This window comes from Stakelama portus (assembly GCF_003171655.1).
GTDB lineage: Bacteria > Pseudomonadota > Alphaproteobacteria > Sphingomonadales > Sphingomonadaceae > Sphingomonas > Sphingomonas portus.
In genome coordinates, this window is the sequence record NZ_QFZL01000001.1 from 852,838 (window position 1) to 876,996 (window position 24,159).

The following is a 24,159-nucleotide window of genomic DNA, read 5'->3' on the forward strand; positions in this document are numbered from 1 at the left end:
CCGGTCGCGCAAGGCCAGGCGGGGATGGTGGTGCGTTATTGCAGCAGCATTTCGCGAAGAAAGGCGATCTGGGCGCCGTCGGAAATGCGGCTGTTCTCGCTCTTTTCGAACCCATGGCCTTCATCGGTGGCGAGGACATAGGAGACGCGGACGCCATTTGCCCGGATCGCCGCGATCATGTCTTCGGATTGCTGCTGCGGGACGCGGGGGTCGTTGCCGCCCTGGATGAACAACACCGGCACCGTGATCCGGTCGGCATTCTGCATCGGCGATACGCGCTGAAAGAACGCTGCGATTTCGGGATCGCGCTCATCGCCATATTCGCGGCGGCGATTGTCGACGCGATAGGGCTCGGTATTCGCCATGAACGATGCGAAATCGGCAACGCCGAAGCGGGAAATGCCGCCCTTGAGCCGGTCGGAATAGGCGACCAGCGATCCGAGCGAGACATAGCCGCCATAGGAACCGCCTGCGATCACAACCCGCGATTCGTCCAGATCGGGCTGGTCGCGGATCCAGTCGAGCAATGCGCCGATGTCGCGGATCGCGTCCTCGCGCTTCGTGGTTTCGTCGAGCCGTTCGAATTCCTTGCCATAGCCGTCCGACCCGCGAATGTTCGGCCGGAGCACCGCGATGCCCAGTTCGGTGACGATATAATGGTAGAAGCGGCTGAAGCTGGGCCGCGACTGCGATTCCGGCCCGCCATGGGCAAAGATCACCACCGGCGCGGGCTTGTCTGCCGAAACCGTCGAGGGGCGATAGGCGAGCAGCGGGATCCGGCGCGGCGCATCGCCGTCCATGTCGAAGGTTGGATAGGTGGTGAGTTCGGGCACCAGCGACGTGATCGTCTGATTGGGTGCGAAGCCACCGGTCCAGACTTCGAAACTGTCGCGGCGATAATCATATAGCCCCGAACGCCACGGCACTTCGGGCTGGGAAATGCGCATCGCCAGCTTTTCGCCATCGGGCGAGAATTGCATGCCTGCAACGACGCCCAGCGACTTTTCCGACGGGCCGGCGATCAGCTTGAGCGCGTTCATGTCGATAACGACGATCATCGACAGGCCAAGACGATTGTACGAGACCGCCATGCGGCTGCGGTCGGGCGATACGGCGATTTCGTCGATATCGTACCCGACATCGCTGAGCACCGGGATGAGTTCGCCGGTTTCGCGGTCGAGCCGCATCAGTTCGATGAAATTGGAATAGGCGTTGCTGGTGAAGAAGATATAGCGGCCATCGGCGGAATAGACCGCATCGCGCACATCCTCATCGCTTTTCAGGATGACTTCCTCGACGCCGGTTTCCAGGTCGATCTCGGACAGTTTGAAGCCGTCGTCGGACGGCCCTTTGGCCAGCATATGCGTTTCGTCTGGGCTGATATCGTCGGGATAGAAAGGCGCGTTGCCGGTATAGAGGATCTGGGACGGCGCACCGGCGCAGCTTTTCTGTGTGATGAGCTGCCACACGCCGGTGCCTGCCTCCGCACTGGCATAGGCGACGCGATCGCCCGATGCGGAAACGATCACCGATACATTGCGCGACCGGCCCGGCGAGATTTTGTCCGCGTCGAAGGAACGACCGTCGGTCAGATAGACCGCGCTATATTCGTCGCCGTCCTGATCCGACGTGAAGACATAGCCGTCGCGCCCGCACACCGATGCCGGCTTGGCGCTCGACAGGCTTAGCTTGGGCAGGTCGAGTACCGGAACATAGTCCGCATTCACGCTCGACCGGCGGTACAGGTCGCCGCGATAGGCGAACAGCAGCGCGCTGCCGTCATGCGTCCAGCCGCGCACCGAATAGCTGTTGCGGGTACGCATATGCCCGGCGACCGCCTGGCCGTCATAAAGGACCGATTGCGGGACATTTTCGAGGAACAGATGCTCGCCGAACTGGCGGCGTTCCTGAGCGCCCGCCGGCGCGGTGGCGAGAATGAGGGCGGCCAGAGAGGCGGAGAGCAGCAAACGCACGACAAGAAGCTCCTTTGCGAGGAAGTCCCCGCAGGCCTGTTTGATCAAAAGTGAGGGGGAGCCGCCCCTTGCGGAGGCGGCTCCCGAAGGTCGATGGTCAGAAGGCGAAGCGTGCGCCCACATAGAATTCGCGACCATCCAGATCGTTGAGCGACGACACGATGTTGCGGCTGCTGCCGTTGTCCAGACCCGAAGGCAGGAACGGGCCGAGATCGTCGAACACATTGTTCACGCCGGCATAGAGACGGACCGTCGGCCGGTTCCGCAGCGTATAGCCGATGTAGAAATTGTGATATGCCTGCGATCCGATGTGGAAATAGGCGGGATCGCCCGGCGCCACATCCTTGTCGTCGACGCCGCCGCTCTTGAACAGCGTCGTCCAGCTCAGCCGCAGTCCGTTATGGCTCCAGCCGACCTTCGCCCGGAATTCGTCCTGCGGATTGCCGATCAGACCCAGCGTATCGACTTCCTCAAGTCCGTCGATCGCCTGGAAGCTGTACGAATCGTCCAGATAATGGGTGTAGATCACGCTGAGCCCGAACTTGCCCGGCAGGACGGGCAGCTCGACATCATAATCGAACGTCGCGTCGATACCCGCCGTCTTGTAGCGATCGAGATTTTCCGACTGGTTGATCACCTGACGGATCGTGCCGTTCGCGGGATTGCGCGAGATCACGTCGCAGAAGCGATTGTCCGGATAATTGTCCGCCGTGTAGCAGAGCTCGGCCGTCAGCTGGGTCGAAACCGATCCGATCGCGTCCTTCACGTTGATCTGGTAATAATCGACGATCAGCGTCAGGCCCGGAATGAACCGGGGCGTCAGGATGACGCCGGCGGTAAAGGTGTCGGCGGTTTCTTCGCGCAGATTGGTGTTGCCCGCGTTCGGACCATAGACGCTGCCACCGCTCGAAAATGCCTGACCGGCATTGTTCGGGTCGGCGAAATAGGCCTGAATACCCGGTTCGGCGAGGCAGTTTGCCGCGATCGTCGAAGCCGAAGCGCCGCTGCCCGGCGGAATGGTGATGCCATTCCCGTCGGCCAGCAGCCCGCTGCAGGGATCGGTGAGCGAGTCATAGTCGCCGCGCGGCGGCGAGAAGAACTCGGTCAGCGTCGGCGCGCGCTGCGACCGCGAATATTGCGCGCGGAAGCGGATGTCGGGGCTGGGATAGAAGCTGCCGCCGACATTGTAGCTGTAGACGGTGCCGACCGTGGAATAATCGGCGACGCGACCCGCAATCTGCAACGAAAGCGTGCGCAGGATCGGAATATCGGCTTCGGCGAACGCTTCGATGACGTCGAAACGGGCTTCGATATCGGGAATGCCGGTCGACGTGGTCTGGAGGATCTTGTCCCCGCCCTGACCCCAGGTGCGCTGATATTCGCGGCGATATTCGATGCCCGCGGCGACCTTCAGCGGTCCGGCGGGAAGCTGGAACGCAGTGCCGTTGGCGCTGAGCAGGCCGGTGACCTGTTCGCGCTCCTGCCACAGATCCGCATTGTAGCGGATATAGCGCGCCATATCGTCGTTGATCGAACCTTCGCCGAAGATGTTGACCGGGACACAGCCTTCGGCGCGCGCGGCCGCGCTGGCGCAGACCACCTGGCTGCCGATCGTCGTCACTTCGAGCGCATTGGCGAGATGCTGAAGATCGATCTCGTTCAGGTCGCGCTGATGCTGTTTATAGGTGCCGTAGGTGCCCGAGGCATTCCATTGCCAGTCGCCCCAGGCATTGCCCGACAGCCCGAAATTGGTGCGCAGCGTGGTGCGGTCATTGACCTTTTCGTCCCAGCCGAGCTCGTTGAAACGGCGATACCAGCTGACCGTGCCCGAACGGGTTTCCTCGACCGCGGCGGGAATGAAGGGATGGTTCGCCGCGATCTGCGGAAGCTCGGCTTCGATCATGACGCCGTTGCTGTCATATTGTGCATTGCCGTTGGCATCGAGCACCGCATAGGTGTCGCCATAAATGGCCGCTTCCGACGAGCTGCGCGCGCGCGTGCTGATCAGCGTGTACATCGCGCCGACATCGAACGTGATGCTGGGCGTCACTTCGTAATTCGCCTTGAACGCGCCCGACCACATTTCATATTCGGGCGAAAGCGTCTGGCCCGGGCGATAATTATACCCGTCCGGATAGGTTTCGAAGCCTTCGGCGGCGGTGCGGCCGTCATTGGGAAGCAGCGACTTGTCATTGTACCAGACGCCGCCGATGTTCCACGCATCGTCCGATTCGAACCGGCCGCCCGGGATGTAGGAGCTGAGGCTCGGCGTCATGCAGTAGTCGCCCGATGCGTCACAGCCCGGCAGCAGCGTTTCGTCGTTGAAATTGCCGATATCGCCCGGGATCCCCCAGGAAACGGGACGGATCGATTCCGGCCGCGTCGCATCGGCATAGATCGGGTCTTCATGTTCGAAGCTGAAGCCGAGCATGACATTGCCGCGACCATTGGCGAAATTGTGACCCCAGGTCAGGTCGGCGAGCATCTCGCGCTCGCCCGATGCTTCGGGCTTGCCATAGCGAAGATTGGCTTCGAATCCGTCGAAATCCTTTTTGAGCAGGATGTTGACGACGCCCGCGATCGCGTCCGACCCGTAAATGGCCGATGCGCCGCCGGTGGTGACTTCGATCGATTCGACAAAGCCCGCGGGAATGGTGTTCAGGCTGACGCGCTCGCCATTGCCGGCGTTGGAGATGGCGCGGCGGCCGTCGATCAGCGTCAGCGTACGGTTGCTGCCCAGGCGGCGCAGGTTGATCGTGCTGATGCCCGAATTCTGAACGCTGGTGTTGGTCGTTTCGGGCGAAAGGTCCGAATCGACGCCGGGAATTTCGGTGACGATTTCGGCCAGATCGACCGTGCCGCTTTCGTCGATCGTCCGGCGATCGATCACCTGCAGCGGAATGGCCGACGTCGCGTTGGAGCGGCGGATGCGCGATCCGGTGACGACGATCTCAGCTTCCTGATTGCTGTCCTGGGCGCTGCCGTCCGGCAGCGTCTGTGTCGGTTCACCGGCGTCCTGAGCCATTGCGGGCGCGGAGACCATCGCGGCCGCCAACGCGCCCACGCACGATGTTACGAGAAACTTCCTGTTCATTTTCGACCCCCCGATTGGCGATATTGGTCACGGCCGCGACGTAATTTTCGAACGTCCTGCATTCGCATGTCGCAATTCCGTTGCAGGGAACCTAGCGCCGCAGAGGCAAGTGGTCGCAAATTCAAAATTGGCGATTTCTGATGACAAAAACGCAATGCGCTGATAATACGTGATTTTATGAACCTGAAATGGTTAGAAGACCTTGTGTGTGTTGCTCAAGAGGGACACTTTGCCCGCGCGGCGGAGGTCCGGCACATCACGCAATCGGCACTCAGCCGGCGGATCAAGTCGCTCGAACTATGGGCGGGCGCCGAATTGCTCGATCGTTCGCAGCATCCGATCCGGCTGACCGCAGCAGGGCATGAATTCGCCTCTGCGGCGCGCGACATCATCCGGCAATCCTATGACGCGAGGCTGGCGAGCGAAGGGCTGGCGCGCGGATCGCGCAACGCGATCACCATTGCCTCGCTGCACACGCTGGCGCTCTATTTCGTACCTGCGCTCGTTTCGCAGCTGATCGGCAAGGTGGGGCCGATCGAAGCTTCGGTGATCGCCGAAACGCGCACGGTCGATGAGTATCTTGCATCGCTGAGCGAGCATCGCACCGACTTTTTCCTCTGCTACGCCTTGCCCGCCGGATCGCAGGAAGTCGATTTTGCCGCGTTCGACCGAAAAGTCATCGGGCGCGACCGGCTGGTTCCCTATGCCCATACCAGCATCGCCGATCCCAAATTCGAAGCCGCTTCGGGGCCTGCAATTCCCTATATCGCCTATTCGGGGACGGCGATGCTGTCGCGACTGGTCAACGATATGGTGGAACAGGCGCCGTTCCGATCGCGGCTGCGGCCGCGATACCGCGCGTCGCTGGCGGAGAGCATACACACCGCCGCCACGCTGGGGCTGGGAGTCGCCTGGCTGCCCGAAACTACCGTCCTGGCGCATGGCGAGGAGCCGATGTTGCGACAAATCCCCGGCCCGTGGGAAGTCGAAGTCCAGATCGAACTCTACAAGGCGCGTGGAAATAATCGTCCGCTTGTCGAGCGGATATGGAATGCCGTTACCGAGCAGGCTCTGGACGCGGCCTAGCCCTGCTATGCGGGCCCGCGCGCGATCGACTGCAGCACGAACGCCGCACGCGCATCCGGCGCCGCGAGCGGCAGCGGCACGGGGACATAGTGCAGATCCCGATAGACGCGCAGCATCGCGTCATGCGTCGCCACTGCCTCTGCCCAGTCCTGCCTGCGCTCTGTATCGCGTGCATAGATTTCCTGCCAGGGCGGGGCGATGAAGACATGGCGGTTGTAGCGGCGCGTTCGGGCCGCGTGCATCAGATCGCCGGGGATCGCCAGGCCGCACAGCATGCGATAGCCGATGATATCGGGAATCCCGCGATCGAAGAACAACACGCCCGACCGCGACATTGCTGCGTCATAGGAACCCAGATCCCGTTCGAGCATCCGATCGGCGAATGTTTCGCGATCGTCCCAGGGCAGGGCGGTTCCGCCCATCGCCATCTGATCGCGGATTACGGCGCGCCCGGCCTCTGGCATATGCGGCAAGCCTTGTTCGGCCAGCGCGGCGAGCAGGGTGGTTTTGCCCGATCCCGGGCCGCCGGTCAGGACGAAGAAGCGGTCCATTGCGATCCTTCAGCGTTCCGATGCTTGCGCGAAAGTGAGGACCAGCGTGTCGCGCCATGCGGGCGTGGCAGGCGTTGTCGCTTCGATGGGCGTGGTTTCGTGGCGGACCTGCCGGTCGTTCAGCAACAGCGCTTCGCCGGGCCGGGTAAGCCGCCGCGCGAAACGGCACGCGCCGGAGGCATCCGCGACGCGGCTCTCGCCGCCGGCATATGCGCCGCCGCCGACCAGCAGGATCAGCACCCAGTCGCGCCCGTCATGATGCATCCCCTCAGGCGTCGGCAGGCCGGGCTGTTCCGGCAGCGCTTCGATACGAAACTGATGCGCCTCTACCATCCATGCCCGCGCAGCCTGCGCAGCGGCATCTGCGATACGGGCGGCGGTGTCGCGCAACAGCGCCTGAAACAGCGGCGAGCCGGTAGTCGCTTCGGCCATCGGCGCGAACCAGCGTGCGACACCTCCGTTCAGCGGATTGTGGTCACGTAACTGAAAATGCGCGCAATGCGGGAGGCGCGTGGATTGCGCGCCCGCGACGCGAAAGGCGGCGTAGCGCCTGCGGCGATAGGTGCCGCCATCGGCCATCCAGCCGTCGCGGGGCAGATCGTCCCAGCTCTGTGCAAAGGGCGCCCATGCGCGGGCGGCGGGATCCACCAGCGCGCCCGGCGGCAGGCTGAACACAGAGCGCGGCGCGATCCCGGGCGCCGCGGCGCTGGCGAGCGCGATGCTCATGGTTCGTCGTCCCAATATCCGACCGCATCGGCATAGCGTCCGACATGGTCCACCGTGCGGCCCGTTTTGTCTCCGCCGGGGGCGGTGCCGGCCATGACCGCGAACTTGCCGCTGTCGGGATAGTCGAGCACATCGGGGGCGTTCATCGTGCTGATCGCGAGATAGCGCAGATCGACATCGCCGTCGTTGACGATCTGATGCGCACTCGCCGCGCCGCCGGCGGGGCACAGCGCGACATCGCCCGCGCGCAATCCATGGTCGCCATCGGCATAGCGCAGGCGTCCGGTGCCGGACAGGATCACGAACAGTTCCTCATTCGCGTGATGGCCGTGAAAGGGCCAGGCCCGCTTGCCCGGCGGCACCACGACCAGCCGGCCACCCAACATGGTGGCGCCCAGCGGCGCGGCGAAGGATGCCATCCGCGCCTGATAGCGATCGCCATGGACATGTTCTTTCAGATCGAGCGCGTCGAGATGGAGAACCGGGGGATGGAAAGCGAAGGGCATGATTGTACCAGTGCAATCTTTGATTTGATCGACTCGCAATTTGATACAATGATGAAGATCGAGGAGCAACCGGATGCACATCAGACCCTGCGCAAATTGCCATTGCGATCCTTTCGCTGTTTGCGGCGCACCGATGGCGTGGCGAGAGTCGCGGCGCGGGGGCGCCGGCATGGCCGGGAGGGCGCGCTGATGCACGCACCGGACGATCCGCACCTGCTCGAACGGGTTCGTGAGAGCTTCGCGCGCCAGAGTTTCATGGCCCTGATCGGCGCCAGGGTGGTCAGCGCCAGCCATGGCAAGGTGGTGCTCGAACTGCCGTTCCGGGCCGATCTGTGCCAGCAGAACGGTTTCCTTCATGGCGGCGTGGTGGGCGCGATTGCCGATGTGGCGGGCGGGTACGCCGCCTATTCGGTGTTCGGCGATGGCGAGGATGTCCTGACCGTCGAATATAAGCTCAACCTGATCCGTCCGGCAGCAGGCGAGCGCCTGCGCGCCACCGGCGAGGTGTTGCGCGCAGGGCGTTCGCTGACCGTATGCGACCTTAAAGTCCATGTCGTGCGCGAGGGCGCGGAGCTGCTCTGCGCCTCGGGCCAGCAGACGCTGATGCGCATGGAGGCGGGCAGGGCATGACCGTCTTCGCCGCACTGGCCGGGTTCATGCTCGCCGCCGGGCTTCTGGTGCTGACCCCGGGGCTCGACATGGCACTGGTCCTGCGTACCCTCGCCGTCGAAGGGCCGCGCCGGGCTATGGCGGCGGCAACCGGGGTGGTTGTCGGGGTTCTCGCCTGGGGGCTGGTGGTCGCGCTGGGGCTCGGGGCGCTGCTGGCATTGTCCGGCACGCTCTATACGATCCTGCAATATGCGGGCGCGGCCTATCTGCTGTGGCTGGGGCTGGGGATGGTTCGGGCGGCGCTCGCACGCGGCGCTTGCGCTGATGCTGCAAAGCCGGCGCGTTCCCCTGTGCCGTCGCGACCGGGCAACTGGTTCCTCAAGGGCCTGCTCACCAATCTGCTCAATCCCAAAATGGGCGTCTTCTATGTGAGCTTCCTGCCGCAATTCATTCCGGCAGGGGCGTCGGTGCTGGGTTTCAGCCTGTTGCTGGCGGCGCTTCACGCCCTGCTCGGAATGGCATGGTTCGCGCTGCTGATTCTGGGCAGTCGGCCGTTGCGGCATTGGTTCGCACGAGCGGCCGTAGCGCGCTGGCTCGATGGTCTGACCGGTGGCGTGCTGATCGCGTTGGGGGTGCGTATCGCGCTCCATCCGGCGCAGCGATGACATTGTTCGACGAAGGGATGGACATGGAAATAGCGGTTCTGACGTTCGACGGCTTCAACGAACTGGATTCGTTCATTGCCGCATCGATCCTCAATCGTCTCAGGCCGGTCGGGTGGCGGGCCTATATCGCTTCGCCTTCGGCGGAAGTGACGTCGATGAACGGCGTCACGATCCGCAGCCAGCGCCCGATCGAATTCGCCGCGCAGGCCGACGCCGTCCTGATCGGCAGCGGTATTCGCACGCGCGAGCTGGCCAATGATGGTGCGTTGCTCCGGCGACTCCGGCTCGATCCCGGGCGCCAGCTGATCGGCGCGCAATGTTCGGGCACGTTGTTGCTGGCGAAGCTCGGCCTGATCGGGGATCTGCCGGCCTGCACCGACCTGACGAGCAAGCCATGGGTGGTCGAAGCGGGCGTGCATGTCGTCGATGCGCCCTTTGTTGCGCACGGCAATGTCGCGACTGCGGGCGGTTGCCTCGCATCGCATTATCTCGCGGCCTGGATGATCGCACGCGGTGGTTCGGTGGAACAGGCGCGCGAAGCGATCCACTATGTCGCACCGGTCGGAGAGAAAGCCGCCTATGTCGATCGGGCGCTGTCTGTCGTGACTGCGCAGATCGGCGAGAAGCCGCCAGCGGGCCGCCCGCCAAAGGAGGACTTCGGACGGGCAAGCCTGTCGCCGTGACAACGTCTTTCGCGACCTAGGCGATGCCGCAGATCACGGTTCGCCAATGATCGTGGAGTTCGGGCGCCGACGACGAGGTAAGCAGCGGCATCGCGTCGGCGAGCTGCGCATCGGTCCAATCCCACCATTTCATCTCCAGCAGTCGGGCGATATCGGCGTTGCTGAAACGGCTGCGAATGGTTTTTGCAGGATTGCCGCCGATAATGGCGTAGGGGGCGACATCGCGTGTCACCAGCGCGCGGGTGCCGATCACTGCACCATCGCCGATCGTCACACCGGGCATGATGATTGCTTCCGAACCGATCCAGACATCGTTGCCGATCACCGTATCGCCCGCAGGCAGATAGCCGTTGGCCGCACCGGCAAAGGCTGGCTCTTCCTGCATCCAGAAAAAGGGGAAGGTGCTGATCCAGTCGCTGCGATGCCCCTGATTTCCCGCCATGATGAAGGCTGCGCCCGATCCGATCGAACAGAAGCTGCCGATGATCAGCCGGTCCGCACCCGCATCGGGGACGAGAAAGCGGGCGCATTCATCGAAGCCATGGCCGTGATAATAGCCGGAATAATAGCTGTATCGACCGACGATGATGTTGGGATTCGTAACCTGGCGGTCGAGCGTGATGCCGCGGAACGGGCTTTCGAAGAAATTGGTCATGTAAACTACCTCTGAATGCCGGCCGTTTCAGCCGGATTGCGCGCGCGAACAGGCGCGCCAGATCCGCCGGCACGTCGGTTGACGATGCCGCGAACAGGCTCCGCGCGCCGCAGCGCGGGAGAGGATTCAGAGAATAGAGTCGGCCGACTTCATGCCGCGATCATGCTTCGGATTGCGTGCGAAAGGCAAGCTGCCGGAGAAGGGCCGGGCGCGACCGACATTCAGGCAAGCGCATTCACGACAAGGACCGTACCGGTCGTCGCCTCCCGACGATCGACAGCGATTGCGCGATATTCCGGGGAGGATTCCCATGCGCGAAACGATTGCATGTCCGGGAATCTGAGCAGGATCACTTTCCCGCAATCCAAAATCCCCTCTATGGCGACCGGCGCTTCGTCGGCAGCAAGCAATGTTCCGCCATAGGGCGCCAGTGTCGGCAGAAACGCCGCCGCATACCGGTCGTAACGGGCGCGGTCATGGATCGATATCCGGGCAATGGCATAAACCGCCATGTGTATCCCGTCCGGCGTGCCGGGTTCGTTCGACGCCTGTGTCATCGCGGCGCATCGGGCGTTTCGGCAAACGGCGCCGCCTGCGCGCTGTAGAAGCTTTCGCCCTCCACCTGCCGGTCGTCGACGAAGCGCATCGTTTCCAGCGCGCGCCGGGCCTTGCCATTGCGCCGCGCGATATAATGGACGCCCAGCAGCTGCGCCTCGACATCGCAGATCGCGGCGATCAGCGTGAAGTGGAGGTCGGTCGAAGCCTCGAGCGCTCGGGACCAATAGGCACTTAGATCGGCCTTGCCCTTAATGACCGGCGAACCGGTGACTTCCGCCGCCAGCGGACTGATGAAATGTGCGTCTTCTGCAAAATGGGCGAGAATTGCGTCGAGGTCGCGCGCATTCCAGTTGGCGATCCAGCTTGCCGCAAATGCCTCCATGTCCGTCCGGTTCATCGCGCGCTCCTTCAGATCAGAAACAACAGGGCAGTAATCGCAGTCAGAATGGCCATCACGCGGACAAAGGCAATCATCGCCCTGCGGCTTTCCAGCAGTTCGCGCGCGCCGGCGCCCATCGCCGCCCAGGTCGCGATGGAGGGCAGGCCGACAATCGCGAACGCCGCGACGATGACGCCAAGCTGAAGCGTGAGCGGACGACCCGGCACCGTGAAGCTGGCGATGGCGGGCATGGTGATCGCCCAGGCCTTGGGATTGACGAACTGGAAGGCGGCAGCCTGCCAGAAGGTCATCGGATGCGCACCCTCGCGGCGTTCGACGCCCTCCGATTGCCACAGCTTGATCGCCAGCCAGCCGAGATAGACGGCACCAAAGATCCGCACCGCCCAGCGCAGCACCGGCCACGCTTCGAACAGCGCGCCCAGACCCAGCCCGCTGAGCACCAGCATCAGCGCACAGCCGAAATTGATTCCGAAGATGTGCGGAATGGTTCGCCGGAATCCGAAGACCAGGCCAGAGGAAGCCAGCATGATGTTGTTGGGGCCGGGGGTCGCCGTGCAGACGAAACTGTACAGCGCAAGCGGGGCAAGCAGACTCGGGTCCATGACATTCTCCTGCTGCGCGGGATGGGCATCATTGAACTATGAGTCAAATGTGATATTGAACCGGTTCAATATAGCGCGAGAATGATGATGAAGGACTGGCGGCCGGATATATCGAAGGGCAATGCGCCGGTGTACGAACGTCTTGTCGCCGCGCTGGAAAAGGATGTGCGCGATGGCCGCCTTGTTCCCGGCGACCGGCTGCCCCCGCAGCGCGATCTGGCGCATCGCATGTCGTTGAGTGTCGGCACGGTCAGTCGCGCCTATGTCGAGGCCGAACGGCGGGGGTTTATCTCCAGCCATGTGGGGCGGGGGTCGTTCGTCGCCGATCGGGCGCGGCCGCATTCCTCGCCGAAGGATGCCGGCCCGCTCGACATGGCGCATAATGTGCCGCCGCTCGATCCTGCCGAACGCTGGATAGGCGAGGGGCTGACTCGCGTGCGCCAGCGCGCCGATCTTGCGACGGCGGTCAATTATGCGCCGCCCGAAGGCCTGGGTTCGATCCGCGAAGCCGGGGCGTCCTGGCTGAATCGTCGGCACGGCGTGGTGCGCGCGACGGCTGACCGGGTCATCCAATGCAATGGTGGGCAGCACGGTCTTGCGCTTGCTTTTGCCGCACTGGCGCGACCCGGCGACACGATCCTGTGCGAAGCCGCGACATATCCGGGAATCCGGACGCTGGCCGACCATGCGGGCTATCGTTTGCGCGGCGTTGCGATGGATGCGCGCGGGATCGATCCCGAAGCGCTCGCCCGCTGCGCCAGCGAGACCGGTGCCAAAACACTGGTGCTGATTCCGACGCTGCAGAACCCGACGACGATTTCGATCGATACCGCACGCCGCGCCGAAATCGTCGAGGTAGCGCGTAGCCATGCGCTGAGGATTGTCGAAGACGATGCCTATCGCGTCTTTGCCGAGCCTGGAGCGCCGGATTGTTTTGCCGATCTTGCGCCCGAACGCACGCTGCTGATCGCCGGGGTCTCCAAGGCCGTTGCGCCGGGGCTGCGGCTCGGTTTCCTGTTGCCGCCCGACGATGACGCGGTTCGCGATCGCCTGTTGCTGGGGATTCGCGCCTTCGGCTACAGCCCGCCTTCGCTGGGCGGTCTGGTCTTCAGCCAGTGGGAGCAGGATGGCACCGCCGACCGGATCGCCGATGCGATACTCGCGGAAAGCGCGGCGCGGACCGAGATGGCGGCAGCGATCCTGGGAGACGCGATGACAGCGCCGGGGGCAGGGCGCAGCCTGCATGTCTGGATGCCGATGCCGATGCTCGATGCCGAACGGCTGAGCGCGCGCGCGTTGCGCGGTGCCATCGCCGTGACGCCGCCGGACGGACCGATTGTCGATGCTGTGGCCCCATCGGGCGTGCGCCTGTGCATCGGTGGCGTACGTTCGCGCGACGCGCTGGAAACGGCGCTTCGTGATATTGCCACCATGCTGACGCCTGCTGGCGGCAGTGCCGCACGTGGTCTCGTCTGACGGTCAGGAACAACATGCCGATACGCGATAATCCATCTCCGGCGCCGCGATCGGATCTCTGGTCCTATGCGACGCTGTGTATCGTGATCCTGTTCTGGTCGGGCAATTTCATCGTCGGGCGTGCGGTGAACGGCGTCATTCCGCCATTCACTCTGGCACTGGTGCGGTGGAGCGGGGCGCTTGTGGTCCTGCTGCCCTTCGCCTGGCCCCATTTGCGCAGGGACCGGCATATCCTTGTGGCACATTGGAAGCCGGTGCTGCTGCTGGGCGTGACCGGCGTCGCCGCATTCAATGCCTTCATCTATTCGGGACTGCGGTTCACCACGGCCAGCAATGGCCTGTTGCTTCAGGCGGCGATTCCCGCGCTTGTGCTGCTTTTCAATCGCCTGTTCTTCGGCAACCGTGCCCATGTCCTGCAAATCGTCGGCGTGTCGCTCTCGATGCTGGGCGTGGCGGTGATCGTCCTGCGTGGCAACCTTGCCGCGCTGGCGCAGCTGGAGCTTAATTTCGGGGACTTTCTGGTCCTGTGCGGTGTGATCTGCTGGGCGCTCTATACGGCGCTGCTGCGGCTGCGCCCCGATTGCCACCCGGCGAGTTTCCTGGCGGCCACCTTCGCAATCGGCGCGGCGGTAATGGCGCCGCTGGCGGCAACGGAACTGGCCGGTGGCGCCGTCATTCCCCTGAGCGCCGAAGTGTTCGGCGCGTTCGTCTATGTGGCGCTGTTTCCCTCGCTCGTTGCCTATGTCCTCTACAATGCGGCGGTGAAGTCGCTGGGCGCGGCGCCGGCCGGCCAGATGATCACGCTGATGCCGCTGTTCGGCGCGCTGCTCGCCGCGCTGTTGCTGGGCGAGGCGCTCCTTGCGTTTCACTTCGCCGGCATGGTGCTGATACTGGGCGGCATCATCCTGAGCGCCCTTGGCGTACGGTTCGGCGCGCGCTGACAGAATTGCCTGCGCGCAGAGTGACGCTATCGTCGCTGTTGGGGGGACGGAGGACGCACCAGGTCGCGTGGACAAATTCAGAATGGGCAGCCTGTGGCGTTTGCCACGCAAAAAGCTGCTTGTCTGGATACGACCCCAATGCGGACGTTCGCGGTGGATCGGACCCTGCCTAAAAGCTGCCGTTTGGTGGGCTAGCAACGGCCCGCAATGAAATGTCCGAAAATGGGTGAGAAGCGGACGTGCCGAGTGTTCGCCGCAAGACGATTAGAAGCGCGGCGAAGCGAGCGGGTAGGCCCAACTCTTTAGGTCGGTGCTTTGCTTGCCGGGACTGGTCTGAAAAGTGCAATCCTCGAAAAGCCGGACATTCAAGAGGCTGCCATCATCTTGACGGAATAGCTCCTTGCTTTTCGAGTTGGGCGGCGAACGCCGCAGGGGTGGCGTAGCCAGGCCTGCGGGCACGCGCGCGCGCTATTACCTGAATAACTTCGGCGATCCCGGCGCACCGGAAGACTGAGGGGGCGTAACGACCACTGGAAAAGAATGGATTCCCATTGGTGCCGCCAACGCATGAGCGGCAACCCGATCGCACATCTAAGTCATTGAAAAATGGTGGACGCACTAGGGCTCGAACCTAGGACCCGCTGATTAAGAGGTGAACCAAATAGGTTCTAAGACGTTCGACGATGTCTTGATTTCAATAACTTACGTGCCATGATGTTCCACTCGATCTCGCGCTATTTCGACCAAATGCTACCTTAGGTAGCGGTCGGATTCGCAAAACTGAGTGGAATTCAAATGGCCATGATTCAAGGTAGCGAAAAGGTAGCGCGAGGCGCTCAGCCCAAATCTCGCGCCGGAGGCGTAGGTAGCAGGACAGGTAGCGGAGCTCTCACCGACGCGAAGATTCTGGCGCTCAAACCCCCTGCGGCTGGTCAGGTGGAGTACCTCGATTCCACGGTGCCGGGATTGCGATTGCGCGTGGGGGTGTCAGGCACGAAGACATTCATGCTCCGCAAGCGTGTCGCCGGTAAGAGCCGCAACATCACCCTCGGGCGGTATTCTGAGCGGATGACGCTCAGCGACGCGCGCAAAAAGGCCCGCCAGATACTCTCAGACGTGGAGATGAAGGCAGATCCGGTGAAGGCGCTCCCGAAGCCGCAGCGACGCACGATCTCGGGCCACACGGTCAGGGCGCTTTGGCCGGCGTACAAGGCGTCGAAGTCGCATTTGCGCAAGATCGGTGAGATTGAGCGCGTCTTCAATCGCCACATCCTCCCGGAGTTCGGCGACCGTGCAGCCGATGGCATCACCCGCAGCGAGGTCACGCGCTTCATCGACGAAATTGCGGAGCGCACGCCGGTCATGGCACGCAACATCCTCGCCTACTTTTCGGCCTTCTACACCTGGGCGTTGCCCAGATTGGACCGGCTCCCAGGCAATCCGTGTCGCGACGCTGGCCGGCCGCCAAAGCCGAAGCCGCGGGAGCGCGTCCTATCCGAGAAGGAGATCGGCGCCCTCTGGAAAGTGCTTGAGTGTGAAGGGCCACCCTTTGGCCCGGCGATTAAGCTGCTCCTCTTAACCGGGCAGCGTCGAAACGAGGTGTTCGAGGCCGATCGATCCGAAGGAGCGCAAGCTTTGGACGATACCCGGCGAGCGTGCGAAGAATGGCACGGCGCATTTCGTTCCCCTTGCTCCACCCGTCATAGCGATCGTGAAATTGCTCGTCGACCATGATCGAGGAGATAAACTCATTCCCGCGAGGGGCAATTGGGAGGCCTGACCTAGTGGCTTCAGCAAAGCCATGACCCGAATTCGGGCAAATTTGGAAACGGAATTGGGGCAGCCCGTCGAACATTGGACCTTGCACGACCTTCGCCGCACCATGGCTACTGGCCTGCAGCGGCTCGGGATTCGCCTTGAGGTCACGGAAGCGGTTCTCAACCACCTTTCGGGCGCCCGGTCCGGTATCGTCGGGGTCTACCAGCGGCACCACTATTTCGACGAGAAGAAGGCGGCGCTGAACCGGTGGGCAAGGGAGGTTTTCCGCTTAGCGCGTGAACGCAAATCTCGGTCACAATTGAGCCGAGGGTCGCGGTAACTTCATAGCGCCCTGCGGATCAGTGTCGATACAATGACGTCTCGCAATTCTTGGAAAAGAGCGGCGTGTGGTACGCGTGCCGCCGTAGTCGCATTGGTCTCAGAACCGCCCGTAACTCCACGTGCTGATAGCGTTGCAAGGCGTTTAGCCATAGCGGTCGGACTCGCAAATAGCGTTGCATCGCCGTATGCTGCAGCATGCAAACGTTGGTTACGCCAGAAACGCAACGACACCGAGATGCGGTGGCCAGTGTCGCGGGCTATACGTATCAGCTCTATGTTAGCATCGCGGAGTGGCTACGGCTGCGAGCCGGGGAATCTCTGTTGTTGGAGGTCGCGGAGGATTTTGCAACCTTTGCAACTTCGGCCTTGGATCTCACTCAGGTTAAGAACGAGCCGGCCGTGAAAAACGTTTCTCTTCGGAGTCGGGGAGCTGCGAAAGCGATTGGTTCGCTGTGGGAGTACCAAAGTTCCAATCCCACACTAGAAGTGAGACTAACGTATCTCACAACCGCGTCTCCAACTACCGAGCGTGGTTTTTCTGCGGGGAGGCCGGCCATAGAGTATTGGGTCGAGGCTGCGGCAGGAGCCGACTTATCTCCCTTACGCTCGCTGCTCCTTACCCTGCCGCTACCCGAGGATGCACTTGCTTTTCTAAAAAGCGCTAATGACGAAGATATTCGGAACCGCCTTCTCCGTCGGATTACGTGGGCCTGCCGAGCGGCTTCACTAGCGCGGACGCGGCAAGAACTCGAAAATAGACTTATCGAGATAGCTGTACGAAGGAATCTTCTGGCTGAGGACGGATCAGGTGCGTTACCAGTCTTGGTTGATAAGGTTCTTGAACGAATTGTCTCCGGAAGTCGAATCCTCACCTCAGTAGACTTCGAGAATGCCTTCGAAGAAGCCACATCGGTCCGGGTTGGCCGGCACCAGATCCGAAGTCTAATAGGAAATCATGGAGGCAAACCGTCCTCCCACCCCGAATTGCCTGGGTGGTCAACGAGCGGGCTCGTGCTCGACCCAACTCGTGATACGTTGCAGCCGTCGCTACGGCCCCGGGTTCAACTCTTGTCTCGTCAAGGTGAACTCGATTCTCTCACGACATTATTTGAGCAACGAAGGCAAGCCGGAACCCTCGTTTTGGTCCGAGGAGAAGCTCTCAGCGGGAAGAGCGAGTTTCTGAGGGGATTTGCGGCTGATCTGGCCCTTCGTCCAGCGGAGAAAGGAACTCTTGCGCTCTTGCATGTAGATCTTCGTGCCGCGGCTTGGCCTCTTCGCGCAATATTCCTGGCGCTGCGACCGGGTCCTCAAATTCCAATGGAAAACGTGGATTCGGACGACAGTGAAGGGTGGGCGTCGTCCTCACGTGAATTCATGACGCTTCAGTTGCCTCACGCCTTGGAAGGACGGCGCCTTGTCGCTTTCTTTGAGAGCTTTCAGAGCATAGTGGCAGAACCTACCGCTGTTCAAAACATGCGGGAAATCCTTGAAACGAGCTCGTTCGAGGTTGCTTTTAACGTGATAGAGGCGCGGCAATGGACCTCCTTGTCGCCCCGCCTTCCCCCCGTTGACATACATCTAGAACCTCTGAGCATATTAGAAGCGATCGCGTTTTTGACAGCGCGCGGTGAGCCTTTAGATCGAGCCGACGCAGCAATCGGCGCATTGGCGGGGTGGGCCGACGAAGCATTCCTGCCTGGTATTCTCGCTGCCGCGACCGATGGACTTTCGGTCGCGAGGGATGCTGATTCGGAGCGTTTGCAGGTTGCGATATTGAGCACGGCTGCGGAAATTGCTTGGCACACCGTCAGAGATATCTCTGAAGAGGGTGAGTTCGCTCATGAGGAATTGATGTTGGCGCTCATGGCGCTTGCCATCTTTGATGTCGAAACAATTACAGGCGAGGTGGTGGCGGCCGCTAAGCTAGGTGAAATACCCAAAGAACGGCTCTCGAGTATCGGATGGTTTGATACAACGGGACAATTTGCCCTTAAAGGGTTCGGCAGAGACGCGCTTCGCTCTGCGGCCGCTTTAGTTTTCGGACGCGTCAATAGATTCATGGATTTCTCGTCGCAGGATCTTTTAGCTGCGATCCTTCGACTGAGCGCTCAGATCTTCGCTGACGTCGGCGTCCTGGCCTCGCCGGTACTTGATTCCTTGGTCGCGTGGTTGAGAAGGCATGCGGCTTCAGAGAGGACTCGCTGGATCTCCCTAGAAATGCTTCTCGAGCAGGAGGCGGCAGGCGATGCCGTCGCACCTATGCCTGAAAAGTATGTCGAGACAGCCGGGCCGAGCTTCTTGCAGTTGGCCCGAGATGGAGACTTGGATGCCGCAGTGACAGCCGCTGTTCTCTATTCACGGCTTCGCGCTTGGAGCGACCGAGAAGAGTCGACGAGTCGTGAGAGCTTTCTCGCCGCAATTGAGGCTGCGCTAGAGCTTGTGGCGGGCAAAAGAGAATTGTCGACACGGCAGCTCAGCGCTTTCGACGCGGCCTTGCGCCTCGGTGCCGAACGACTTCACGCGTCGGAGCATGTCACCCGCATCCGAGGTGAGACGATCGACGCTCTTCGAGACGAAGCGGGGAGGAAAGTCGCGAGTCACCGCAGGGCTTGGACCTCCGTTTGGCTCCGCGTCCTGATCAACCAAGCCGACGCTCTGGTGAGCGGCGGAGACCATGACGGTGCACGAGGCATCGCGCAGACTGCGTCCGAGGTCCTCCACGGCTCGTCCTCTTGGTTAGACGAGCAGTCTAAGCTGTGGGCACAGGCGAAGTTGGCGCTGTTGCATGTAGGGCTGGCAGGGAATGTGCATGAGGCCGACGCGCATTTGCGTGAAGCTGGGCTCGCGGCAGCACGAATGATTGAAAACGCTCCCGCCAATGTTAGCGTTCTCAGGTTTTACATCAGGATTATCAGGCAGATAATGCGGTCGGAGCGCACCGACAACGACCGAAAATTGGTAGTCGATATGTCGCGGCAGCACCTAGAAGCATGTTTAGGTCCGGAAGGGACTTGGAGCATCGCCGCACGATCCATCGTGGCCAGTCTTATCCGCGACGAAGCTCGCCGGGCGTGGAGCGAAAAGTATCGCCTAACGCGAGCCATTGAGGGCCTCAACGTTCTTCATGGAGGTAGCCCGACGGCAGACGAGGAGGTTAGGCGCGACGACCGCGCCTGCCTTGTGCAAGCACGCCTACAGGCATTAGTTGGTGATCACGAAGCGGCCGTGGCGAGCTGCGAGCGGGCCCTCGTGATACAGACTAGTCCCGCAGCATGGCATTTAAAACTTCGCCTCTTGGATGGTTGGGTAGGTCATCTGAGGTTCGACGAATTGCAAGCTGCTCGCCCGATATCACCGGCACTTCGGAGCGCTATTTCGGAAGTCAAGGAATGGACGCGTAACCCAGAGAGCGATATCGAAGGATACGCTCTTGTCTTACTGTGGATATGCCAAAGGGAATGGCAATTACAGGGGAGCTTAGAAAGGTACGTAACTACCAAGCTAGAGAGAGATGGTGTCGATTTTCAATATCTTCCACGAGATATGAGGGTGAAACTACTTGAGAAAGAATTTTATCTGAGAAGGAATAAATTAGAGGCACTTGAACGAAGATTTGGACTTCAAATACCTATCACGATCGCAAAGCTGAAGGGAAGGGGGCAATTTGTTAGATCGGTAGCAATTATATTGGGCTCATCTGAGATAGGTGCCTCTGACCCGAGAGATGATTTGAAGTCCGCGTTTGATAGGTGGCCTAATAACCATGAACTCATATTTTGTAGTGCTGAGTATTCCAGGTATATTTGGGACCATGACCGCGCGGTTGCTGGATTCCGAACGGTTGCCCGCTCCGCACCCGATGGTGAGTTAAGACGCGAAGCGGCGATATCGCTTGCCAGAACTCTTCTATCAATGAGAATCGACGGGTGGGACGAGCCGGGCCTAGTGGCTGATCTTCGTGCGTCTCTTGCGACTCTACAGGATATTCTCAATACAACGGAATCAAGCGATGAAGTCGCTATTCTAAGGGACCAAATTGCGCTGGAAGTCGATGAGTACGTGGATTGGGAAGAGTTGAATGTGCGATACAATAGAATTGTCGGAAGCATTGATGGTTTTCCGACGACGCTGATTATGGGGATAGAGACGAATTCGTTTTCGGAACAATCATCTGGCGGAGACATTTCTGCGTTACTGCGACGAGATGCGGCGGATCCTCGATTCTTAGGGGCGGCTGGCCTATTGTACCTGCGGCGCGCGCAGAAGAATCCGAGCGACGCGACAATTGAGTATTATATTAGGGCGATGGCATTTTTCAGGGCGCAGGCGCTATTAGAGCGATCATGGGATCTTTTCGAGCACTCTACCACGTCCTTCTATATTGGATGGACGATACTTTCGGCCTGTGAACAGCTAAACACTCTAAATCCAATCCCGGAATTAAACATCGATGGTAAAAGGGATCAAATTTCCTATGCTGAGGCTAAGTTTTCGGCTGCGGTGAACCGATCGGCTGGCGCCTTCCGTGATATCTCACGACAGTACCAAGCTCGAGCAAGCCGGATCGGTCAGACATTGAGAGAAGCGAGCGTAGGTTAGCTGCAACGTGCGGAGTGTCGAACGGAAGTTGCGGACAATGGACTTGAGGCCGGACGCTCGCTCTTGATCAGACCTGGAGGATCGACAGGCCCCGCGAGATCGGAAGATGGCAATGGCGCGGCACAGGCCGTCAATTTTCAGAATTCAACAGTATTTCTACGTTTCACGGCCATGCCGAGCAATTGCGTCTTGCCTCGACTGGCATGAGTACCGCGAAGACGGGGGGTCAGGATGCTGGATGATCGTCGGTGGTATAGAACATCGGATTCTTCATCCATTCGGCGATGGCGGATGCCCGCCACCCAGCGCAGCGGGTGCTGATCTTGATGCTCCGCGGGAAGGTGCCGTTGTCCATCTTCCGGTACATGGTGGACCGGCTGAGGCCGGTGCGAGCGAGGACTGTCTTGATGCGAAGAATGCGGTCAGGGGTTTCGGTCTGCATTGGTATCACCTTGAACTGAGTACGCTTGAGTGGTGCTCCCTCGGTAAAGGTGAGACGAAACAAGGCGTTAGAAAAGACCTCTTCGAGGGCACATGGGGGAATTGGCGGCCACTGGCGGCATAAAGGTATCCTAGCGTAGGCGGAGCTCCCGAGGGTCGAAGTCCCATGGCGTCTCACGCTTCGCGTGACCGCGCTCTCACGCCGCGAATCGCGGCGCCGAGTCGCTCTACGGCGTCTGGTCCGATGCCGGTTTCGATCGTATGACGCGGGCGCCATTTGGCGCCGGCAAGCGGAACGCGGGGACCAGATGAGCGCACACTGACGGGATCTTCGAACCCGCCATAGGTCGCAGCGCCTTTGGTTTCCCGCGTGGCACACTCGATCCGGCCAGAGGGCACGGCGGCGGCTGGCGCACGGCATGCGCGCGCACGCCGCCGCGCCGACCGCCCGGATTCGAGAGTGCGTGTTGGTTGGGCTCCGCTGGAGCCCCGATAGCGCTACGCGCTGATTTGCTGCGGACACCGCGCCCGGGCGCGGTGGCGTTGGCCTCCGGCACTCGATCTGGCGGGGTGAGCGTCGCTTCCCTGTAGGCCTGCCGCGGCATGCCGCAACCCGAGCTCGGCTCGGGTCTTCCACTTCTTTACAGCCCTTCGGGTGCGGCCTGCCTTCCTCGGCAGGCCTGTCGGTCCGCTCCTGCCGCTCCCCCGCCATTCCGGCGCCGGTTGCGGTGTTTTGAAGGAGTGAGAAAAATGGAACTCAAGCATATCGATATCGCCAACCTGTGTGTCTCGGCTGCCAACATGCGGGCGAAGGGGAAACCGGATATCACGAATATCCTGCCGTCGATCCGGGTGCGGGGCGTGCTCGTCCCGTTGATCGTGCGGCCAGCGCAGGACGAGGACCGGTTCGAGATCGTGGCGGGCAAGCGGCGCTATCATGCGGCGCGGGCGCTGGCGGAAGAGAGCGGCGAGAGCGAGCCGCTGCCGTGCGCGGTGATGGCGGCGGGCGACGACGCGGCGGCCTTGGAGGCGTCTCTGATCGAGAATGTCGCGCGGCTGGAGCCGGACGAGGTCGCGCGATGGGAAAGCTTCACGCGGCTGGTGCGCGAGGGGCGCTCGCCCGACGATATCGCGCTCACTTTCGGGCTGTCCGAACTTCAGGTGAAGCGCACGCTGGCGCTGGGCAATCTCTTGCCCCGCGTCCGCATCCTCTATCGCAGAGGCGAGATCGATGTCTCGACGGTGCGGCACCTGACCCTCGCGTCCAAGGCGCGGCAGCGCGAGTGGCTGGCATTGATGGACGATCCGGAGGCCTATTGCCCGACCGGCTATCAGTTGAAGGCATGGCTGTTCGGCGGCGCGTCGGTGCCCGTAAGCGCGGCGCTGTTCGACATCGCCGACTATCCCGGCGAGATCGTGTCCGACCTGTTCGGCGACGAACGGTATTTCGCGGACAGCGCGAGCTTCTGGACCGCGCAGACGGCTGCCGTCGAGGCGAAGGCCGAGAGCTACCGCGAGGCGGGCTGGACCGAGGTTGTGGTGCTGCCCACCGGCGAGCCCTTCCACAGCTGGGAGCATGAGCGGTGCCCCAAGCGCAGGGGCGGCAAGGTGTTTATCAGCGTCGGGGCGCGCGGCGATGTGGCGGTGCATGAGGGCTATGTGTCGCTCAAGGAAGCGCGGAAGCGCGAGCGGGGCGAAGCAATCGAGAAGCCGGTGCGGCCCGAGATCAGCAGCCCGATCCAGAACTATGTCGATCTGCATCGCCACGCAGCGGTGCGGGCGGAGCTTGCTGGTAGTCCGGCGCTCGCGCTGCGGTTGATGGTGGCGCACGCCATCGCCGGTTCGCCGCTGTGGAATGTCCAAGTCAATGCGCAGCGTGCCGCCAGCGATGCGATTGCCGAGAGCGTCGAGGTTTCCGCGTCAGAAGCCGCGTTCGACGAGAAGCGGCGCGCGGTGCTGGCGGTGCTCGGGTTCGATCCTGAGACGCCGATGGTGACCGGCGGCTATGACGGCGAGCTTGGCGTGGCAGGACTCTTCGTCCGGCTGCTCCCGTTGACCGACGCGCAGGTGCTGGACGTGGTGGCGATCATCGTGGGCGAGACGCTTGAGGCGGGCAGCGCACTGATCGAGGTGCTCGGGCCGATGCTCGGTACCGACATGGCGAAGGTCTGGCAGGGTGATGACGCGCTGCTCGATATGATCCGCGACCGCGAGGTCCTGCATCATGTGCTGGCGGACGTGGCGGGCGAGGCTGTCGCCGAGGCCAACGAGGCCGCGACCGGTAAGGTGAAGCGCAAGATCGTCCGCGATTGCCTGACCGGCGAGAACGGGCGCGCCAAGGTCGAAGGCTGGGTGCCCAAGTGGATGGCGTTCCCGCCAGCCGCCTACACCGAGCGCGGAGGCGTCGCGACCGTCGGCCGGGCAGCCAGCGTCGCCGGGCTGGCACCTTCGCCCGAGCCCGAGCCGCTGCGTCAGGCGGCCTGATCCCCCAGCC

19 protein-coding genes are annotated in these 24,159 nt (G+C 61.9%); 9 read left to right on the forward strand and 10 right to left on the reverse strand.

Going from position 1 to position 24,159, the window contains the following annotated elements; translation table 11 throughout:
- Positions 1-35: 35 nt before the first annotated feature.
- Both DKB74_RS03980 and DKB74_RS03985 read right to left on the reverse strand, forming a co-directional pair.
- Positions 36-1,973: a S9 family peptidase gene (locus DKB74_RS03980; protein ID WP_161956789.1), complete on the reverse strand. Its 1,938-nt coding sequence runs from the start codon at positions 1,971-1,973 to the stop codon at positions 36-38.
- Between the two features lie 97 nt (positions 1,974-2,070).
- Positions 2,071-5,016 carry a TonB-dependent receptor plug domain-containing protein gene (locus DKB74_RS03985; protein ID WP_161956790.1) on the reverse strand — a complete coding sequence of 982 codons (2,946 nt, stop codon included), beginning with the start codon at positions 5,014-5,016 and terminating at the stop codon, positions 2,071-2,073.
- Between the two features lie 228 nt (positions 5,017-5,244).
- On the opposite strand from DKB74_RS03985, the gene DKB74_RS03990 reads away from it, so the two are divergent.
- Positions 5,245-6,153: a LysR family transcriptional regulator gene (locus tag DKB74_RS03990; RefSeq protein WP_109806771.1), complete on the forward strand. Its 909-nt coding sequence runs from the start codon at positions 5,245-5,247 to the stop codon at positions 6,151-6,153.
- A gap of 5 nt (positions 6,154-6,158) precedes the next feature.
- Here DKB74_RS03990 and DKB74_RS03995 read toward each other — a convergent pair whose 3' ends face one another.
- The 3 genes from DKB74_RS03995 to DKB74_RS04005 are packed head-to-tail and all read right to left on the reverse strand — an operon-like array spanning position 6,159 to position 7,936.
- Positions 6,159-6,704, reverse strand: a complete 546-nt coding sequence (locus DKB74_RS03995; protein ID WP_109806772.1) for an AAA family ATPase — start codon at positions 6,702-6,704, stop codon at positions 6,159-6,161.
- Positions 6,705-6,713: 9 nt separating this feature from the next.
- Positions 6,714-7,430, reverse strand: coding sequence for a 2OG-Fe dioxygenase family protein (locus DKB74_RS04000; protein ID WP_109806773.1), 717 nt, complete (start codon positions 7,428-7,430; stop codon positions 6,714-6,716).
- Positions 7,427-7,936 carry a cupin domain-containing protein gene (locus DKB74_RS04005; protein ID WP_109806774.1) on the reverse strand — a complete coding sequence of 170 codons (510 nt, stop codon included), beginning with the start codon at positions 7,934-7,936 and terminating at the stop codon, positions 7,427-7,429. The genes DKB74_RS04000 and DKB74_RS04005 overlap by 4 nt, the downstream gene beginning before the upstream one ends.
- A gap of 189 nt (positions 7,937-8,125) precedes the next feature.
- Between DKB74_RS04005 and DKB74_RS04010 the strand changes: the two genes are divergently transcribed.
- The 3 genes from DKB74_RS04010 to DKB74_RS04020 are packed head-to-tail and all read left to right on the forward strand — an operon-like array spanning position 8,126 to position 9,893.
- Complete coding sequence (locus tag DKB74_RS04010) at positions 8,126-8,566, forward strand: PaaI family thioesterase (protein WP_109807109.1); 441 nt, start codon at positions 8,126-8,128, stop codon at positions 8,564-8,566.
- Positions 8,563-9,210: a LysE family translocator gene (locus DKB74_RS04015; RefSeq protein ID WP_109806775.1), complete on the forward strand. Its 648-nt coding sequence runs from the start codon at positions 8,563-8,565 to the stop codon at positions 9,208-9,210. Before DKB74_RS04010 ends, DKB74_RS04015 begins: the two co-directional genes overlap by 4 nt.
- A gap of 23 nt (positions 9,211-9,233) precedes the next feature.
- Positions 9,234-9,893 (forward strand): DJ-1/PfpI family protein, encoded by a 660-nt coding sequence (locus DKB74_RS04020; protein WP_109807110.1) that lies wholly within the window; start codon positions 9,234-9,236, stop codon positions 9,891-9,893.
- Positions 9,894-9,909: 16 nt separating this feature from the next.
- Here DKB74_RS04020 and catB read toward each other — a convergent pair whose 3' ends face one another.
- From catB to DKB74_RS04040, 4 genes are all read right to left on the reverse strand, one after another.
- Positions 9,910-10,548 (reverse strand): type B chloramphenicol O-acetyltransferase, encoded by a 639-nt coding sequence (gene catB, locus DKB74_RS04025; RefSeq protein WP_109806776.1) that lies wholly within the window; start codon positions 10,546-10,548, stop codon positions 9,910-9,912.
- 221 nt (positions 10,549-10,769) lie between these two features.
- The gene (locus DKB74_RS04030) at positions 10,770-11,105 is read right to left on the reverse strand and encodes a DUF1330 domain-containing protein (RefSeq protein ID WP_205007834.1); all 336 of its coding nucleotides are present in this window, start codon (positions 11,103-11,105) and stop codon (positions 10,770-10,772) included.
- The gene (locus DKB74_RS04035; RefSeq protein ID WP_145960895.1) at positions 11,102-11,503 is read right to left on the reverse strand and encodes a nuclear transport factor 2 family protein; all 402 of its coding nucleotides are present in this window, start codon (positions 11,501-11,503) and stop codon (positions 11,102-11,104) included. Before DKB74_RS04035 ends, DKB74_RS04030 begins: the two co-directional genes overlap by 4 nt.
- A gap of 11 nt (positions 11,504-11,514) precedes the next feature.
- The gene (locus DKB74_RS04040) at positions 11,515-12,108 is read right to left on the reverse strand and encodes a LysE family translocator (RefSeq protein ID WP_109806778.1); all 594 of its coding nucleotides are present in this window, start codon (positions 12,106-12,108) and stop codon (positions 11,515-11,517) included.
- 81 nt (positions 12,109-12,189) lie between these two features.
- On the opposite strand from DKB74_RS04040, the gene DKB74_RS04045 reads away from it, so the two are divergent.
- The 4 genes from DKB74_RS04045 to DKB74_RS04065 all read left to right on the forward strand — a co-directional run bounded on the left by DKB74_RS04045 (position 12,190) and on the right by DKB74_RS04065 (position 21,224).
- Positions 12,190-13,584: an aminotransferase-like domain-containing protein gene (locus DKB74_RS04045; RefSeq protein ID WP_205007835.1), complete on the forward strand. Its 1,395-nt coding sequence runs from the start codon at positions 12,190-12,192 to the stop codon at positions 13,582-13,584.
- Positions 13,585-13,598: 14 nt separating this feature from the next.
- Positions 13,599-14,525, forward strand: coding sequence for a DMT family transporter (locus DKB74_RS04050; protein ID WP_109806779.1), 927 nt, complete (start codon positions 13,599-13,601; stop codon positions 14,523-14,525).
- A gap of 795 nt (positions 14,526-15,320) precedes the next feature.
- The gene (locus DKB74_RS04055; protein ID WP_109806780.1) at positions 15,321-16,259 is read left to right on the forward strand and encodes a tyrosine-type recombinase/integrase; all 939 of its coding nucleotides are present in this window, start codon (positions 15,321-15,323) and stop codon (positions 16,257-16,259) included.
- A gap of 1,377 nt (positions 16,260-17,636) precedes the next feature.
- Positions 17,637-21,224 carry a hypothetical protein gene (locus tag DKB74_RS04065; protein WP_145960896.1) on the forward strand — a complete coding sequence of 1,196 codons (3,588 nt, stop codon included), beginning with the start codon at positions 17,637-17,639 and terminating at the stop codon, positions 21,222-21,224.
- 226 nt (positions 21,225-21,450) lie between these two features.
- Here DKB74_RS04065 and DKB74_RS04070 read toward each other — a convergent pair whose 3' ends face one another.
- On the reverse strand, positions 21,451-21,666 hold the full coding sequence (locus DKB74_RS04070) for a helix-turn-helix transcriptional regulator (RefSeq protein WP_109806783.1): 216 nt from the start codon (positions 21,664-21,666) through the stop codon (positions 21,451-21,453).
- 749 nt (positions 21,667-22,415) lie between these two features.
- Between DKB74_RS04070 and DKB74_RS04075 the strand changes: the two genes are divergently transcribed.
- Positions 22,416-24,149 carry a ParB/RepB/Spo0J family partition protein gene (locus DKB74_RS04075; RefSeq protein WP_109806784.1) on the forward strand — a complete coding sequence of 578 codons (1,734 nt, stop codon included), beginning with the start codon at positions 22,416-22,418 and terminating at the stop codon, positions 24,147-24,149.
- Positions 24,150-24,159 lie beyond the last annotated feature (10 nt).

Bases quoted from the DNA above. Each gene is read 5' to 3' on its own strand.
- DKB74_RS03985 (WP_161956790.1), bottom strand. From the start codon at position 5,016: ATGGTCTCCGCGCCCGCAATGGCTCAGGACGCCGGTGAACCGACACAG.
- DKB74_RS03990 (WP_109806771.1), top strand. From the start codon at position 5,245: ATGAACCTGAAATGGTTAGAAGACCTTGTGTGTGTTGCTCAAGAGGGA.
- DKB74_RS03995 (WP_109806772.1), bottom strand. From the start codon at position 6,704: ATGGACCGCTTCTTCGTCCTGACCGGCGGCCCGGGATCGGGCAAAACC.
- DKB74_RS04000 (WP_109806773.1), bottom strand. From the start codon at position 7,430: ATGAGCATCGCGCTCGCCAGCGCCGCGGCGCCCGGGATCGCGCCGCGC.
- DKB74_RS04005 (WP_109806774.1), bottom strand. From the start codon at position 7,936: ATGCCCTTCGCTTTCCATCCCCCGGTTCTCCATCTCGACGCGCTCGAT.
- DKB74_RS04010 (WP_109807109.1), top strand. From the start codon at position 8,126: ATGCACGCACCGGACGATCCGCACCTGCTCGAACGGGTTCGTGAGAGC.
- DKB74_RS04015 (WP_109806775.1), top strand. From the start codon at position 8,563: ATGACCGTCTTCGCCGCACTGGCCGGGTTCATGCTCGCCGCCGGGCTT.
- DKB74_RS04020 (WP_109807110.1), top strand. From the start codon at position 9,234: ATGGAAATAGCGGTTCTGACGTTCGACGGCTTCAACGAACTGGATTCG.
- catB (WP_109806776.1), bottom strand. From the start codon at position 10,548: ATGACCAATTTCTTCGAAAGCCCGTTCCGCGGCATCACGCTCGACCGC.
- DKB74_RS04030 (WP_205007834.1), bottom strand. From the start codon at position 11,105: ATGACACAGGCGTCGAACGAACCCGGCACGCCGGACGGGATACACATG.
- DKB74_RS04035 (WP_145960895.1), bottom strand. From the start codon at position 11,503: ATGAACCGGACGGACATGGAGGCATTTGCGGCAAGCTGGATCGCCAAC.
- DKB74_RS04040 (WP_109806778.1), bottom strand. From the start codon at position 12,108: ATGGACCCGAGTCTGCTTGCCCCGCTTGCGCTGTACAGTTTCGTCTGC.
- DKB74_RS04045 (WP_205007835.1), top strand. From the start codon at position 12,190: ATGATGATGAAGGACTGGCGGCCGGATATATCGAAGGGCAATGCGCCG.
- DKB74_RS04050 (WP_109806779.1), top strand. From the start codon at position 13,599: ATGCCGATACGCGATAATCCATCTCCGGCGCCGCGATCGGATCTCTGG.
- DKB74_RS04055 (WP_109806780.1), top strand. From the start codon at position 15,321: ATGGCCATGATTCAAGGTAGCGAAAAGGTAGCGCGAGGCGCTCAGCCC.
- DKB74_RS04070 (WP_109806783.1), bottom strand. From the start codon at position 21,666: ATGCAGACCGAAACCCCTGACCGCATTCTTCGCATCAAGACAGTCCTC.
- DKB74_RS04075 (WP_109806784.1), top strand. From the start codon at position 22,416: ATGGAACTCAAGCATATCGATATCGCCAACCTGTGTGTCTCGGCTGCC.